Annotated in this window: 18 protein-coding genes; 13 read left to right on the forward strand and 5 right to left on the reverse strand. The window is 41.7% G+C overall.

Features of this window, described 5'->3' with window-relative positions:
- Positions 1-32 precede the first annotated feature (32 nt).
- From AAYR28_RS02135 to AAYR28_RS02145, 3 genes are all read left to right on the forward strand, one after another.
- Complete coding sequence (locus tag AAYR28_RS02135; RefSeq protein WP_012008933.1) at positions 33-467, forward strand: PTS sugar transporter subunit IIA; 435 nt, start codon at positions 33-35, stop codon at positions 465-467.
- A gap of 1 nt (position 468) precedes the next feature.
- On the forward strand, positions 469-1590 hold the full coding sequence (locus AAYR28_RS02140; RefSeq protein WP_254001575.1) for a mannitol-1-phosphate 5-dehydrogenase: 1122 nt from the start codon (positions 469-471) through the stop codon (positions 1588-1590).
- A gap of 99 nt (positions 1591-1689) precedes the next feature.
- On the forward strand, positions 1690-3438 hold the full coding sequence (locus tag AAYR28_RS02145) for a methyl-accepting chemotaxis protein (protein WP_101677056.1): 1749 nt from the start codon (positions 1690-1692) through the stop codon (positions 3436-3438).
- A gap of 35 nt (positions 3439-3473) precedes the next feature.
- Here the strand turns inward: AAYR28_RS02145 and AAYR28_RS02150 are convergent, their stop codons facing one another.
- From AAYR28_RS02150 to AAYR28_RS02165, 4 genes are all read right to left on the reverse strand, one after another.
- On the reverse strand, positions 3474-3719 hold the full coding sequence (locus AAYR28_RS02150) for a DUF2651 family protein (protein WP_080701244.1): 246 nt from the start codon (positions 3717-3719) through the stop codon (positions 3474-3476).
- Positions 3720-3735: 16 nt separating this feature from the next.
- The gene (locus AAYR28_RS02155) at positions 3736-4863 is read right to left on the reverse strand and encodes a hypothetical protein (RefSeq protein WP_034283802.1); all 1128 of its coding nucleotides are present in this window, start codon (positions 4861-4863) and stop codon (positions 3736-3738) included.
- 66 nt (positions 4864-4929) lie between these two features.
- Positions 4930-5721, reverse strand: coding sequence for a septation ring formation regulator EzrA (locus AAYR28_RS02160; RefSeq protein ID WP_034283804.1), 792 nt, complete (start codon positions 5719-5721; stop codon positions 4930-4932).
- Positions 5722-6087: 366 nt separating this feature from the next.
- Positions 6088-6465 (reverse strand): VOC family protein, encoded by a 378-nt coding sequence (locus AAYR28_RS02165; RefSeq protein ID WP_061110657.1) that lies wholly within the window; start codon positions 6463-6465, stop codon positions 6088-6090.
- A gap of 184 nt (positions 6466-6649) precedes the next feature.
- On the opposite strand from AAYR28_RS02165, the gene AAYR28_RS02170 reads away from it, so the two are divergent.
- From AAYR28_RS02170 to AAYR28_RS02205, 8 genes are all read left to right on the forward strand, one after another.
- Positions 6650-6916: an excalibur calcium-binding domain-containing protein gene (locus AAYR28_RS02170; protein ID WP_080943500.1), complete on the forward strand. Its 267-nt coding sequence runs from the start codon at positions 6650-6652 to the stop codon at positions 6914-6916.
- Between the two features lie 127 nt (positions 6917-7043).
- A complete protein-coding gene (locus tag AAYR28_RS02175) occupies positions 7044-7799 on the forward strand; it encodes a Cof-type HAD-IIB family hydrolase (RefSeq protein WP_024425552.1) in 756 nt (251 codons plus the stop codon).
- Between the two features lie 183 nt (positions 7800-7982).
- A complete protein-coding gene (locus AAYR28_RS02180; RefSeq protein WP_326134953.1) occupies positions 7983-8741 on the forward strand; it encodes a 5-oxoprolinase subunit PxpA in 759 nt (252 codons plus the stop codon).
- A gap of 26 nt (positions 8742-8767) precedes the next feature.
- Positions 8768-9985, forward strand: coding sequence for an NRAMP family divalent metal transporter (locus AAYR28_RS02185; protein WP_034283809.1), 1218 nt, complete (start codon positions 8768-8770; stop codon positions 9983-9985).
- A 5-nt stretch (positions 9986-9990) separates the two neighbouring features.
- Positions 9991-10782: a putative hydro-lyase gene (locus AAYR28_RS02190; RefSeq protein WP_326134955.1), complete on the forward strand. Its 792-nt coding sequence runs from the start codon at positions 9991-9993 to the stop codon at positions 10780-10782.
- A gap of 18 nt (positions 10783-10800) precedes the next feature.
- Positions 10801-11547, forward strand: coding sequence for a 5-oxoprolinase subunit PxpB (gene pxpB / locus AAYR28_RS02195; RefSeq protein WP_046313919.1), 747 nt, complete (start codon positions 10801-10803; stop codon positions 11545-11547).
- Positions 11544-12590 carry a biotin-dependent carboxyltransferase family protein gene (locus AAYR28_RS02200; RefSeq protein ID WP_326134956.1) on the forward strand — a complete coding sequence of 349 codons (1047 nt, stop codon included), beginning with the start codon at positions 11544-11546 and terminating at the stop codon, positions 12588-12590. Before pxpB ends, AAYR28_RS02200 begins: the two co-directional genes overlap by 4 nt.
- A complete protein-coding gene (locus AAYR28_RS02205) occupies positions 12574-13347 on the forward strand; it encodes an IclR family transcriptional regulator (protein ID WP_041116704.1) in 774 nt (257 codons plus the stop codon). Before AAYR28_RS02200 ends, AAYR28_RS02205 begins: the two co-directional genes overlap by 17 nt.
- Positions 13348-13380: 33 nt before the next feature.
- On the opposite strand, the gene AAYR28_RS02210 is transcribed toward AAYR28_RS02205, so the two are convergent.
- A complete protein-coding gene (locus AAYR28_RS02210) occupies positions 13381-14016 on the reverse strand; it encodes an FMN-dependent NADH-azoreductase (RefSeq protein ID WP_034283819.1) in 636 nt (211 codons plus the stop codon).
- A gap of 406 nt (positions 14017-14422) precedes the next feature.
- Between AAYR28_RS02210 and AAYR28_RS02215 the strand changes: the two genes are divergently transcribed.
- Entirely contained in the window at positions 14423-15055 is a 633-nt protein-coding gene (locus AAYR28_RS02215) for a GDSL-type esterase/lipase family protein (RefSeq protein ID WP_098677282.1), read from the forward strand.
- An 88-nt stretch (positions 15056-15143) separates the two neighbouring features.
- Complete coding sequence (locus AAYR28_RS02220; RefSeq protein WP_326134958.1) at positions 15144-16226, forward strand: C45 family peptidase; 1083 nt, start codon at positions 15144-15146, stop codon at positions 16224-16226.
- Positions 16227-16332 lie beyond the last annotated feature (106 nt).

Genomic DNA, 16332 nt, shown 5'->3' on the forward strand with positions numbered 1-16332 from the left:
TTTTCCATTCTAAAAAAGGTGTGTGATCTTTCATGAAACAAGTACTTTCAAAAGACAATATTTTTCTAAACGAACAAGCGGGCTCTAAAGAAGAAGCCATTAAAAAAGCAGGCGAAGTCTTAGTGGCAAACGGTTATGTCACAAGTGATTATGTGGACAAAATGTTTGAAAGAGAAAATATTTCTTCTACATTTATGGGCAACGGAATTGCCATTCCTCATGGAACAGAGGATGCGAAAGCGGCTGTCCTTCATTCAGGAATTTCCATTATCCAAATTCCAGATGGCGTTGAATATGGCGAGGGGAATATTGCCAAAGTTGTATTTGGTATCGCTGGTAAAAACAATGAGCACCTCGATATTCTTTCTCAAATTGCGATTGTCTGTTCAGAGGAAGAAAACGTAGAGCGTATCATTCATGCAAAGGATCAGGATGAACTGATCGCCATCTTTAACGAGGTGAACTAACATGAAGGCACTTCATTTTGGAGCAGGCAATATTGGCAGAGGATTTATCGGATCTTTGTTAAAAGCATCAGGCTTTGAGCTCGTTTTTACCGATGTAAATGAAGCGGTGATCAACGAGCTGAATGAAAAAGGAGAATACACGGTTGAGCTCGCAGCACCAGGGCAGCAGCAAGAAGTAGTCGGTCCAGTGTCCGCTATCAATTCCGCAAAAGATCCAGCTGCATTAACTGAGGCAGTTGCAACAGCTGACCTCATTACAACAGCTGTTGGACCAGCTGTTTTGAACATCATTGCTTCATCGATTGCTGAAGGTTTAAAACAGAAAAAGTCTGATCATATCATCAACATTGTGGCGTGTGAAAATATGATTGGCGGCAGCTCTCATTTAAAGGAAGCTGTTTTCTCTCATCTAACAGCTGATGAACAAGAAGCGCTGTCACACACAGTTGGTTTTCCAAACGCTGCGGTTGACCGCATTGTCCCCATTCAGCACCATGAGGACATTTTGAAAGTATCAGTCGAGCCATTTTTCGAGTGGGTCATTGATGAGACAGGCTTTATTGGAGACGTTCCTCAGATCGATGGAGCGACCTTTGTACAAGATTTAACGCCTTATATTGAGCGTAAGCTCTTTACTGTCAACACAGGACATGCACTAGCTGCTTATGTCGGGTACGAAAAAGGCGTTCAAACGATTAAAGAAGCTGTCGATACACCAGAGATTCGTCAAGTGGTCGAAGGTGCACTACACGAAACGGGCAGTTATTTAATCGACACCTATGGCTTTCAAAAAGAAGAACATGATGCGTATATTCAAAAAATCATCAAACGATTTGAAAATGCCTTTATCTCTGATGAAGTCACGCGCGTCGCACGTTCTCCGCTTAGAAAGCTTGGAGCAAATGACCGTTTAATCGGTCCAGCGAAAAAGATCAGACAGCCAGAGTATTTAATTAAAGGCATTGTGGCAGCTTTGGCTTACGACTTTACTGAAGACGAAGAAGCTGTTCGTCTGCAGGCATTAAGAAAAGAAAAAGGCATTGAAGGTGTGCTGGAAGAGGTATGTGGACTCTCACCATCAGACGATCTTTATCAAGCCATTCTTAAAGAAGCAGCTCATTAATCAGAAAATCCCTTTCCATTGTGAGAAAGGGATTTTTTCTATGACTTTTTTAATACTTTTCCCTGCTTGACGATATATAAAGTAAGGGGGAATTTGTACATGAAAAAGAAAGCGTTTGCGTCAAGAAGTGTCTTTTTTCAATTAATGTCTGCCATTATCGTGATCACGATTTTAACGGGCGGACTAGTTGGAACAACGGGGTATTTGTTAGCGAAACATGTCTTAATTGATGCAGGGAAAGCAGATTTAAAGCACATCGTCAGCGGAGCGATGGCCACACTTGAACAGTTGAATGACCGTGTGGAGAAAAAAGAACTGACGCTTGAGCAGGCGCAAGAACAAGCCCGGCTTTACTTGAGCGGACCCAAAAATGACAACGGGAAGGGATACCAATCTCAAAAATCAGATTTTATCTATAAAAATAAAGGCTATCTGATCGCTTATGGCACTGACTATTCTACCCAGGTTCATCCGGTCAACGACATCGGTGTCATTCCAGATAACACGACCAATCGTGAAAAAATGGTCGCTGGCGCCAATGCAAAAGGCGAGGATGCACACTATGTGACCTATATGGATAAGGACGATGCAACCGGCGAAGAAAAAGAAAAGCTCGCCTATATGAGCCAGTTTACACCGTGGAATTGGAGTGTAGGTATCGCTGTCTTCCAGGACGAATTTTATAAAGAATTAGAGCAGATGAAGCTTTATATTATTCTCATTACAGCGGGTGTCGCCCTTCTGAGTCTAGGCGTCTTTTATTTAGCTGCTCGAGGAAAAGTCAGACTGCTGAAGCAAGTCACTGCTGCTTCAAAGGAAATTGCGGCGGGGAATATTGAACGCACGAGCTTAAAGGAAACAACGGATGAAATCGGACAGCTGGCAAAAGGCTTTAACCATATGTCAGGAGAGCTCAGAACACTGGTGAGCGGTTTACAGGAAACGAGCAGTCAGCTTGTTGAATCAGCGACAGATTTATCGGCGATATCTGAAGAAACCTCAGCCAGCAGTGAAGAAATTGGACGAGCCATCGGAGATATTTCGAATGGAACACTTCATCAAGCATCTGATCTTGAAGTAGCCAATCAACAAATGACCCAGTTTAATCAATCGATTGAGAATGTCAAAGAACAGAGTGATCAAATTAAACGGATTTCCGACCAATCGAGTCAATCATCACAGCAGGGCCAGCAAATCGTACAGCAATTAAAACAATCGAATGAACAATCGATTCAGGCGTCTCAAGGCATTAGAGCAGGAATCGAGCAGTTAAGTACAAAAGTACAGGATATCTCTCAAATCACAGATACGATTGAGAGCATTTCAAATGAGACGAATTTACTGGCACTGAATGCAAGTATTGAGGCAGCACGTGCAGGAGAGCATGGCAAAGGCTTCTCAGTTGTGGCGAGTGAAGTGCGGAATTTAGCTGAACAGACAAAGCAATCAGCCGTTCAAATTCAGCAAATGATTCAAGGCATTAAAGAAGAAACGACGGCAACAGCCGGCATCATGTCGAGCACAATGGATCGTTTTGCCGAGCTGGATGAAGCAGTGCATAAAACAGAACATGAATTCAATGCCATCTCTACATTGATTTCACAAACCATCGTTGAAACAAACGCGATGGCAAAAGAGCTGAATACACTGCTGGAGCAAAACGACCTCATCACAAAAGCCATGCACGGCGCAGCACATGTTTCTCAAGAAAATGCGGCGGCGATCGAAGAAATTACTGCATCCACAGACGAACAAGTGACAGCCATTTCTAATGTGGCAAAAGCAGCAGAAAGACTTAATGAGCTTAGCATGCGATTGAATCAGGACATTGCGCGTTATCGTCTGTAAATCAAAGAGGACCGGATGATTTCCGGTCCTGTTGATTAAGAAGATTTTTTAATAATGATAAATGTTATAACAGAAGAGATTATGGAAATAACAGTGTAACAAACTACCCAAAATAAAAAAGAGAAGTTTCCTTCTGCTAAAGTAAACCAAAACACCAAACTTAAGACAAGAGAAACAAGAGGAGAAATCCATATGTTTCTAAAGATACGTGTACCTAATATTCCAATTAGAATCGACAATATTGGCAAGACGAAAATAATTAATAAAACAATAGATCCCACTAGGTTATCCCCCTTATTACTGAATTAATTCAAGTCGTCCCGTTTCCCAATCTTTTTTTGAGTGAATATCGATGGAATTAGTTAATGTTCCCTTCTTTAAATTATATATATCTACATGTCCTATCACATTTTGTTTTTTTTGAGTAGGATACTTGAAAAACGCATACATATTATCTTTAGAGTATTGAATGTTTTGGAGATATTGTTCTTCTTTTGTATCTTTCATAACAAAAGATTTTATTAACTTAAAATTTTTATCATAGATTAATACTTTGCCCTCAGAGGATGGGATAGCAATATTACCATCATGGAGTAATTCAATTTGTGTTGGAGAAAAAGATTTTTGATTAATTGTAATTTCTTTTTTTATTTTTAAATTAGACTTATTAATTAATAAAATTTTAGATTCTTCATTTTGGTTAACCGTATCGGTTAGGGCTAAAGCTATTGTATCAGAGTCTAACTCTTTAAATGCATCTTTTTCGTTACCTTCAATAAAATAAATCTGTTTATTTGGAATACGTTTATCCGAAATAATTTTATTGTTATTTGGATCAAGAACTTTTATGGATAAGTATTCATCGTCATAGTTGGAAAGTATATAAAATTTCCCATCTATTAACCTTGCAGAGTTGAGCATCCCCTTTAACTTTATATGTTGTTTTTTATCATCGTTGTTGTCTGTCCAATAAATAAATTCGCTCTCATACCCTTTATCTGTATAACCGATATTTATATCTTTAAAAACGTATGAGTTGCTAGCATTAATAAAGAAAGATCCTTCATCTTCTGTTGTTTTTGACATACTTTTTAAATTACCTTCTTTTAGTGAACCTGATTTTTTGTTTATGGTAAAATAATCATTACTTCGACTGCTATTAAAATAAATATTATCCTTGCTTTGTGTGCTGGATATAATACTATAACCAGAATTCAATAAACTATCTTTTATACTATTTCCTTTACTATCAAAGTAAATTATTTCAGTACCGGATTTTAATGTATTGGACAGAGAAATAATAAATGATGTATCCTTCATTTTGGTGAATTTTTTCTCTTTTGGGTTATTTTCTGAATTATTGGCTGTACAAGCTGATAAAATTAAAATAACAAATATACTTAAAAAGATACGTTTACTAAACATTTATAGACATCTCCTTAAAGACTAAAACAACCGTATAAGAAATACGATTGTTTTGAGTTAATTATTTTATTTGTTATGTTTAAAAATCTTAGTATTATTTGACTTTACAAGTTCCATTGGAGTGACAATAGTATCCCATTTGATATTATCAATATCTATGCCTTGATTCTTCCATGCTCTCCATGCAAGCTGTGAACAATAGAAACTTTTAGTAGTGTTTTTGTTTAAAAAATTCCAGTTATAAGGTTTTTTATTTGATGCTTGTTTTTCTGCATATTTAGCTGCTCCAATATATTTAGCGTTAGAAGAACCTTTAACCCATAAACCATAAACTTTTTTCTTCGTATTCCATGTATTCGGGTATTTTCTCACACCATCTTGCTTCTTTGGGCTATAACTTTTAGCCCAAGATTCTACAGTATTTGAGCTGTTTTGGGCTACAATTGCTGCATGTCCAACTCCTATTGAGGCGCTTCCAGAGTTAATTTCATAACTAACTAATACATCTCCCTTTGTGCCCATAGATTTTTTAGTAGACAAAGCAGATATTTTATTTTTCTCTACTTTATATTTAGGATAAAGTTTGTCAATTTGTCCTGAAGTTTCAAGCTGTTTGAACTCTTTTTGATCTTTTTTGTATAATTCGTCCCCTTTAGTTTCAGCGAATTTTCGATCATCTTTAGCGGTCTTAATTAATTCAGTAATTTCTTTATCGCTCATTCCTGATATTTTGTGTTGTTTTATTGCCTCTTTTTCTAAAGAATTTGATTCTGCAGCAAAAGATTGCTGAGAAAACCCAATACCAGTAATTAAAAGTGTAGAACATAAAACAGTTTTAAACGTTTGTTTATTTATCATACTAAAATCTCCCTTCAAATTTATAAGTAAAATATACAATAAAAAAACTGCCCTTTAAACCCATATTTTCAATTTTAAGGTTATTTTAAGGTTTATTTTTACTTATATATTTTGAAAGACTTTAAGTATGATTTACACATATTTGTGTAGAGTGCAAAGAAAGTGAGAAGCTTAGACAATAACAAAATTTCTTTTCATTCCACATTGGTAGTTAGTGCTAGTCTCATTTAGGAAGGTATCTATCGTTACTCTTGAATACATCACTTATTGTTACTATGAAAAGCACTGCAAATCACAATCATTGAGCAAACACCGGCGAAAAAAGCATGTTTTTTTCTCATTCTGATTCACTCCCTTCAAAGCCCATTAGGAGACCGCATCACATATTTCAATGAAATGACCATCAGGATCAGACACATAAGCGACCGTTTGACCCCATGGTTTTTTTGCAGGTTCTTTGATGATCGAAACCCCTTTTTCCTTCATTGATGCAATCGTTTGCTCCACATCATCCACAACAAAGCCAATTTCAAACGTGTGAGACGCTTGATTTGCTTCAGGGACAGGCAATCCGAGTGCTTCTTTGACATCTTGGCGTGAATTAATCGATAACGTCACGTCTCCAGTGTCAAACTCAACATAGGATTCAACCCTCAATTTTATTGGGAAACCAAGTACTTGCTGATAGAAATGAATACTCGACTCCACATCGTTTACATATAAAATGGTATATTTCATTTTCATGTGAAAAACTCCTCTCTTCATATACGTGTCAAAAACGGAAAGGTTTCCCACTCATTGTACCATATAGGATATAAGGTGTATTTCGTGCCAAAAAAATCAAAATATTTAGCTCGATAGTCTTGAAAAACAAAAAGTGGTGACATATGATAAAATTGTAAAATTAGAAAAAATAGGGGGATCTTACATGTTGAAAAAAATCATGGTGGCTGTCTTGTCTTTAGGTCTTTTACTAAGCTTTACACAAGTCGACACCCACACAGCAGATGCAAAGACAGTGAAGTACAAAAACTGTAAAGCGCTGAACAAGGTATATAAAGGCGGCGTAGCAAAAAGCAAAAACACGAAAAACAAAGGCGGAAAAACAAAGTACAAGCCATATGTATCAAAAGCACTTTATCAAAAAAACATGAAGCTTGACCGCGACAAAGACGGCATTGCGTGTGAACGCTAAGCACATGTGAAAAGACCTGTAATAAGGTCTTTTTTCTATGGGATCAAACTCGTCCCTTTGTGCCAGCTTCCTCTTTATATTAAAATAAAGATAGTTTCAAAAATCGATACAAAGTGAGGTACTCAATTTGTCAACACAAGCTCATAAGAAAGACATCCGATTGATTGCCATTGATATGGATGGCACGCTGTTAAACAGTGAGCACATCATTCCAGAGGAAAATAAACAAGCCATTAAAGAAGCTGAAGCAAAAGGGGTCCATGTGGTCATTAGCACAGGGCGGACACTGATGACATGCCGAGAGCTGGTTGAGCCGCTCAAGTTATCGTCTTACCTCGTGACAGCAAACGGAAGTGAAATCTGGGATTCAAATTTTCAGCTGATCGAACGAGATCTGCTGCATCCTGATCACGTCCAAATGATGTGGGATTTAAAAAATAGGTACGAAACCGATTACTGGGCTTCGACTGTGGATAAGGTGTGGAGAGGTGAATTCCCTGAACGGATTCATGACCATGAATGGCTGAAATTTGGCTTTGATATTCATGATGATGACGTTCGTGAGGAAGTACTCAATACATTGAAAACAAATAAGCACCTAGAGATCACAAACTCAAGTCCAACGAATATCGAAGTGAATGCAGCCGGCATTAACAAAGCGGCAGCTCTTGCAAAAGTAGCAGAACGCATTGGCTGTACGATGGACAACGTCATGTCACTTGGCGACAGCCTCAATGATATGGCCATGATTCAAGAAGCCGGATTAGGCATTGCGATGGGAAATGCCCAGGAAGTGGTGAAAGAGGCGGCTGATTGGATTACGGCTCCTAACACAGAACACGGTGTTGCAAAAGCCATCCAACATTGGGTGCTGTCTAAATAAGGTGCACTTCATTACAAGAAAAAGTGAGAGGACTTTGCCTCTCGCTTTTTTTGTTTTCTCCTAGTTCGAATGTTATGTTTTCTGCCAATTTCATGTGCAGTCTATCCAAAGTTGGTATAATCAATATAAATTCGAATATTCGGACTTTATATTCCGTATTTCGGAACAACAAGGAGGGATTCTATGTATCAAGTGGATATCAACTGTGATTTGGGAGAAAGCTTTGGTCAATACACAATCGGTGCAGACGAACAAATCTTAGAATATGTCACCTCAGCCAACATTGCTTGCGGTTTTCATGCAGGAGATCCAACGGTCATGAGAAAGACAGTTAGAATGGCACTGGATAAAGGGGTTAAAATTGGTGCGCATCCGGGTTTGCAAGATTTGGCCGGCTTTGGCAGACGTCCAATGGCTATCTCCGCAGAGGAAGCCTATGATCTTGTCATCTATCAAATTGGCGCTCTATCAGCCTTTCTCAAGGCCGAGGGCGGCACGATGCAGCATGTCAAACCACACGGCGCCCTCTACAACATGGCAGCTGAAAATACTGAATTATCTGAATCAATTGCGAAGGCTGTTTATGATGTGGACCCAAACCTTGTGTTATTTGGTCTGTCAGGCAGTGAACTTGCGTTAGCAGGTGAACGAATAGGTCTTCAAGTGGCACATGAAGTTTTTTCTGATCGGACGTATCAAACAGACGGGACGCTGACATCCCGCCGCGAACCACATGCACTCATTGAAGAGGATGAACGGGCCGTCCAGCAGGTTGTTCGTATGGTGCGAGAAAGCAGGGTTCGTACAGTTCAAGGAGAAGATATCGAGCTCAAAGCAGATACGGTCTGCATTCACGGAGACGGCAGCCATGCGCTTCAATTTGCAAAAACCATTACAGCGAAGCTAAAAGAAGCCGGGATTCATCTCAAGGCCTTTCAATAAAAATCGTCATCAAAGGGGGAAACAGCATGAAAACAGAGAAAGTCAAACAAATGAAGGCACCAAAGGGGAATCGGTCTATGCTGATGGGCGCTGCCTTTTTAATGGCGACGTCCGCGATCGGACCGGGATTTTTAACACAAACAACCGTCTTCACACAGCAGCTTGCGGCTAGCTTTGGGTTTGTCATTTTGATCTCAATTTTATTAGATATTTTTGCACAAACAAATGTATGGCGCATCATTGCCGTTTCAGAAAAACGAGGTCAGGATATAGCGAATATGGTGCTCCCGGGTCTCGGGTATGTGCTGGCCTTTTTGATTGTCATTGGAGGACTTGCCTTTAACATCGGAAATATCGCTGGAGCTGGTCTCGGTTTTCAGGTGATCTTCGGTGTCGATCCGCGAATCGGCGCAGGGATCAGTGCTGTGATTGCCATTCTCATCTTTGTGATCAAAGAGGCTGGGAAAGCGATGGACCGTTTTACGCAGGCAGCAGGCTTTGTCATGATTGGCCTGATGCTGTACGTGGCGATTTCAACAGCGCCGCCAGTTGGAGAAGCAGCCGTGAGAACATTTGTCCCAGAGACGATTGATATTTTATCCATTGTGACACTTGTGGGCGGAACGGTAGGCGGCTATATCGTCTTTGCTGGCGGGCATCGCTTGCTGGATGCAGGTATTAAGGGGAAGGAAGCACTGCCGCAAGTGACGAAAAGCTCTATTTTCGGTGTGTTAATTACATCTGTCATGCGTGTGGCACTCTTTCTTGCCACATTAGGAGTTGTCTCAAAAGGCTTGCAGATAGATCCATCCAACCCGCCTGCCTCTGTTTTTCAATTAGCTTCAGGAAATATCGGATATAAAATGTTCGGGATTATTATGTGGGCTGCGGCGATTACATCCGTCATTGGAGCAGCATACACATCTGTTTCTTTCTTCAAAACCTTCTCACCAAAAATTGAGCAAAACCAGCGTGGTATCATCATTGGCTTTATTGCCCTCTCGACCCTTTGTTTTATTACGATCGGAAGACCAGTGAACATCTTGATATTAGTTGGAGCGATCAATGCATTGATTTTGCCGCTCGCCCTTGGCACATTACTCGTTGCGGCGTATAAGAAAGACATTGTCGGAGATTATCGGCATCCATTCTTTTTGACAGTGACTGGTGCATTTGTTGTGGTCATTATGGCGATGATGGGCGGCTATACCATCATTAATGAAATCCCGAAACTATGGAGTTGATTCAGATGAATACTTATCAAACATATGAGCCATCACAGATGAGAGAATTGATTCGCGAAAAAAAGATCACAGGACCAACGGCTGGCTTTGCAGAGGGGTTTGCTCAAGCCAATTTAATGATTGTCAAAAAGGAACTTGCCTTTGATTTTCTATTATTTTGTCAGCGGAATCCGGCTGCGTGTCCCTTGCTTGATGTACTGGACCCAGGTGATCCAGTGCCAAGACGGTCGGCGCCTCAAGCGGATATTCGTTCGGACTTTCCTAAGTACCGTATTTACCGAAAAGGGATTCTTGAAGAAGAGGTGACAGATATCACTGCTTATTGGGAGGATGATATGGTTGCCTTTCTCATTGGATGCAGTTTTACGTTTGAGCACGCGCTTATGCTAAATGACATTCCTGTCCGCCATATCGAAGACGGTCATAACGTACCCATGTATCAAACAAATATAGCTTGTGAAAAAGCAGGAGTCTTTCATGGCCCGATGGTGGTCAGCATGAGACCCATTCCGGCGCATCAAGTCACAAGAAGTGTTCAAGTGACATCTCGATTTCCATCAGTGCATGGGGGCCCGATCCATATAGGGGACCCAGCGATGATTGGCATTTCCGATGTAGATCAGCCTGACTTTGGAGAACCATCTGTGATCAAAGAAGGAGAAGTCCCGGTGTTTTGGGCATGTGGTGTGACGCCGCAAGCCATTGTCATGCATACAAAACCCGATATTGCGATTACTCATGCACCTGGGCATATGTTCATCACAGATCGAAGAGATCAAAAGCTCGGCGTACTGTAGAAAGAGAGGTGTTCTCAAGTGGCTTTTTCAACGATAAAAGATTCCATCACCTACCACCCGCTGGGAGATGCAGCGATCGTCATCCAAGCTGGAGCTGACATACGTGAGGAGATTCATGCACGTGTTGAGCAGCTGTTTGCATGTATTGAACAGCACCCATTTGAAGGATATGTAGAAGCGGTTCAAGCCTTTACTAATGTGACTGTTTTCTACGAGCCTTATACCGTTCATCAATCGGCCCAGCTTCAAACACATGACCTGTCTCCATATGAATGGGTCAAAGGCTACATTGAACAACTTCTTGAAGACAAATGGCAGGAGGGAGTTCAGGTAAAGCGCCGCATCGTTGACATTCCAGTCTGTTACGGAGGAGCGCTGGGTCCTGATTTAGAAGAGGTTGCCCGTATCAATGGTTTAACGCCAGAGGAAGTCGTGCGTATTCACACTGCGGGCACGTACCTTGTCTATATGATTGGATTTGCCCCAGGGTTTCCGTTTTTAGGCGGGCTGTCTGAAAAGATCGCAGCACCACGCAGAGAAACACCAAGAATGTCCATTCCAAAAGGCTCTGTTGGTATTGCAGGAAAGCAGACAGGCGTTTATCCAATTTCTACACCCGGGGGTTGGCAGCTCATTGGACAAACCCCGCTGCCGCTTTTTCGCCCAGACGATGAAATTCCGAGTTTATTGAAAGCAGGGGACGAGGTCAGATTTGTCCAAATGTCTGAAAAGGAATTTTTCAGCATGAAGGAGGCAGAATGTTGAGTATTCATGTCATCAAGCCAGGGATGTACACAACCATTCAAGATAAAGGGCGTCAAGGCTATCAAAAGTATGGTGTCTTAACGAGCGGCGGCATGGACCCGCTCTCACTTAGAATCGCCAACATTCTCACCGGTAACCAAGAAAACGAAGCCGTGCTGGAAGTGACGTTGATGGGGCCGGGGCCTGTGCTCACATGTGAGAAGGATCAGCTCATTGCCGTCACTGGTGCTGATGTAGAGATTGATATTGATGGAGAGCGGGCACCATTATGGAAGCCGCTCTTTGTTCGATCAGGAAGCACGATTACCTTTGGTCTTTGTAAGAGAGGCTGCCGCGTTTATCTTGCTGTGGCAGGTGGATTTGATGTGGAACTAGTCATGCAGAGCAAAAGCACTTATGTCAGAGCAGGAATCGGTGGACTGAAAGGACGACCGCTTGAAAAAGGCGACATTCTGCCTGTTGGAGAGCCGTCTATCGTAGCGGATCATTTGTTTGATAGGCTAATAAATAAAGTGAATCAGACGGGGTACGGCGAACCCGATTGGACAGTGAGTCATGATCATTTTTTGCCGCTGCGGAAATCGCCAGTGATTCGCGTGCTGGCAGGCAGGCATCTTTCTTTTTTTCAAGAAACATCTCAAACCGCTTTTTTTGAGCAGCCTTATCAGGTCACACCCCAATCAGATCGTATGGGCTGCCGGCTGAAGGGGGAGCCGGTTCATTTAAAAGAAAAGCTGGAATTGATCTCAGAAGCTGTCGCCTTTGGATCTATTCAAATTCCACCCGATGGCCAGCCGATTATTCTGCTGGCAGATCGGCAGACGACAGGCGGATACCCGCGTATTGGAGAAGTAGCAACTGTTGATCTGCCGCTTATTGCACAGGCGATGCCTGGGGCAAAGCTGTATTTTGAACAAATAGATCACCGGGATGCAGAGCAGGCGTTATTTAAGCAAGAAGCAGAACTGAGGGAGCTGGCCGCAAGAATCAAGCTGGAAGCATTCTCGTTTAGAAAAGGTGAAGAAGATGCAAAACACAAATAAAACGGTTGTGAAATCAATGGAGATTTTGCGGCTGTTTATCGCTCACGATCAATTAACATTAAATGAAATGATCGAGCTTTCCGGTATGCCGAAAACATCTGTTCATCGTATGGCGAGCTCTTTAGCTGATATGGGGCTGTTAGAAAAGCAAGAAACGGGTGTTTATCGATTAGGCTTAATGTTCCTTGAATACGGTCAGCTTGTGGCGGACCGCCTTGATATTCGAAGGATTGCAAGACCATTTATGGAAAGCTTACGGGATGAAGTAGGTGAAGCTGTACAGCTCATTGTTCGTGAGGGCGACGAAGCCATTTACGTGGAAAAGATTGAAGGTACGCAGCCTGTTCGTCTCTACACCGCCGTCGGCAGACGGTCCCCCCTATATGCGGGTGCCTGTGCGAGAAGTATTCTCTCCTTTTTGCCAGAGAGCGAGAGACTTGCCTATATTGACTCAATTGAGCTGGGGAAGATCGGAATTGGGACCATCACAGATAAAGAGGTTCTAAGAAACATGCTGGAAGAATCAAATGCACGGGGATATACGCTAAGCTATTCTGAGCTTGAAAACTATACAGCTGCGATTGGAGCCCCAATTTTCAATCATCTGGGGGAAGTGGTAGCAGGTATTAGCATTGCAGGATTTGAAGCAGGATATCAAAAAGAACGCTTACCTTACTTAATTAAACAGGTGAAAAAAGCTGCCAGTGATATTTCGAGGGAATTAGGATTTTCATCTGAACAAATAAAAAGCCAATGACCGTAAAGATCATTGGCTTTTTGCGTGCAGTTATTAGAAAGTTTTTCCTAAAGCTTTCGCACGTTCGATTGCATCTGCTTTAATTTGCTCTGCTTTCGCAGGCTCAGCATTGTGGCCTTCAACGATAAGACCTTCGAAAGAAGGAATTCCGAAGAAGCTAGCGATTGTACCAAGGTAACGGTGACCTGCTTCAAGTTCAGCAGCAGGACCTTCAGAGTAGTATCCGCCACGTGCTTGGATGTGAAGAGCTTTTTTGTCTGTTAATAATCCAACAGGACCTTGCTCAGTGTATTTGAATGTTTTACCAGCTACAGCAACAGAGTCGATGTATGCTTTAAGAACTGGTGGGAATGAGAAGTTCCAAAGTGGTGAAACAAATACATATTTGTCAGCAGAAACGAATTGATCACTTAATTCGTTTAGACGAGCAACTTTCGCTTGCTCTTCAGCTGAAAGTGTATCGAAACCAGCGCCAGATTGAAGTTTGCCCCAGCCAGCGAATACATCTGCATCAATGTGAGGGATGTTTTCTTTGTACAAATCGATATGTACAACCTCGTCACTTGGATTTGCTTCCTTATAAGATTCGATAAATGCCTTAGCAGTAGCCATACTGTAAGAAACTGTTTCATCATGCGGATGTGCAGTGATGTATAAAACTTTTGCCATGTTCATTCAATCCTTTCTGTTTCGGTTATTTTTTTAGCGTATCCCAATGATACACTGAATATGTGGCATCTTTAATCATATTGGAATGCTATGAAAAAGATGTAACAAGCACAGTTACATGAAAACTGATATTTTCATTGTAATCACAATGTAGTTTGAAGTCAAGGTATAAAGTCTCGAAATCAAGATAAAAAGTTTGTAAATTTTTCTGGAACGCGTAAACACGCAGTTTTCAGCGTAAAAAGCCTACTCTTATTGAACAAAAAATCGTTCGATATCGCAAGTAAAGAGTTTGTAAAGGCACTGCATCTCAAAAATAGATGGATGCCCCTAAGTCATCTGCTACAAGCAACTGTTCTCCGAATTCGTATATATAAGAGAAGGCAGGAGAGAGTGAGGGATAAGAGTGGGACGATCCTATGTTGCGATTGGAGATTCCTTAACAGTTGGGGTGGGGGCACGTTTATTTGGCGGAGGATTTGTTCAGCGATTTTGGTGGATGCTTGAAAAAAAGACACATGCACCGGTCGAGCTGTCCGTATTTGCAAAATCAGGGTTAACGACTGATCAGATTTTACAGCTCTTCAAACGGTCAGAGGTGAGACGTGCGATTGCAGCAGCAGACATCATCACCATCACAGGCTGTGGGAATGACCTTGTTCAAGCTGTTCAGCAGTATGAAGAAGGTGAAGATGAAAAGAAACTGCTGCAAGCAGTCATACATTGTCAGGCGAATTTTAGCAAGATGATTCAAAAAATTGCTCAGATCAAAAAAGGGCAGCATCAGCCTTACTACGTATATTTCATGAATTTATATAATCCATTTCCGCAAATACCAATAGCCGGGCGGTGGCTTCAGCAATATAATCAACAACTTCGTTTGCTTGCTGCGAATCCACATGTAGAAGTTGTGGATGTGTACCGGGCGTTTGAAGGGCATGAAAGAGCCTACTTATCGATTGATCAATTTCACCCGAACCCTAAGGGGTATGAAGCGATGGCAGAAGCATTGTTTAAGGCATACTGTAAACAGCTGTAATCCGTGGGATTGCAGTTTTTTTCATCCTTTTCAATAAATGACGGTTTCGATATGATAAAAGAAACGAAGGCGAAAGAGGTGTGGAGGCATGGAGGAGATTAGTGCATATTTTCAAGAGATGACTGGAACGGCTTATGAAGTGGGAAAACAGCAGGCTGTCTGGCTTAAGGAGAACCCGCTGCTAAAGACACAATATATTCGGACAGAACCGGTAACACAACAGGCTGTGAAAGAAACGAAGCAGCTGATCCGTCCCTTTCTTCCTCAATTAGATGAAGAGTTTGCTGGGTTTTGTGATGAAATGCAATTAGATGAGCGTTATTTGACCTTTTTCTATTCATCTCATCTTCAGCCAGGCTGTTCCCACTGTGTGAGGCAGGGGAATATGGCGGCAGGTCAACAAACGGTCATGCTTCGTAACTATGATTTCTCCCCGATTTTTGATGATATGCGTCTTGTGACGACACATGTAAAAGGCTCGGCATATCATACAGGCTCGTCGCTGCTCTTGTTTGGCAGATCTGATGGGATGAATGAGTATGGTCTTGCTGTGACTTTCTCTGCTTGCGGTCCGCCGGTTGGCAATGAACCCGGTTTAAAACCCCCAGCAGTGGCTGGTTTGCAGGTGTATCATGTGATTCGCTCTGTTCTGGAAACCTGTCAAACGGTCGAGGAAGCCATTCGCTCTATCAAGGAAATGCCCGTTGCCTCAAATGTTCACATCATGCTTGCGGATCGAAAAGGAGAGGCGGCTGTGATTGAAATCATTGATGGTCAAAAAAGAGTGAGAAGACCGGAGAGAGGTTATATTGCCGCAACGAATCATCCGGTAGCTGATCAAACAGCAAAAGGGATGACCAAACATCATTCTGTTGTCAGATACGATATGTTAATGGAAGCGTTAAAAGAACAACGATCAAGTGATTCTCTTGTGAAACTGTTCCAGACAGAATATCCTGATGGTCTGGCTGTGCACAATTATGAGGAGCTGTTTGGAACGATGCGAACCGTCATGTTCCGTCCGGAAGAAGGCACAATCGATTATTGCTTTGGCTCTCCAGTATACAATCCGACTTATTCTTTAAAAGCGGGGGGTTCACTGCCTTTTCAAGAACAAAAGGTTCAATTTCATCAAAAGGATTATGGACCTTCATTTTGGAGAAGTGTCTGATGATCCCTTGTTTATATTTTGTCACAGCCGCTGTGCCAAATTCAGATCAACTTAAGATTGCAACGCTCGTTGAAAGCGTTTTATATTAAGGTGTGACAATAGACCT

Source organism: Bacillus safensis (genome assembly GCF_039619585.1).
Taxonomy (GTDB): domain Bacteria; phylum Bacillota; class Bacilli; order Bacillales; family Bacillaceae; genus Bacillus; species Bacillus safensis.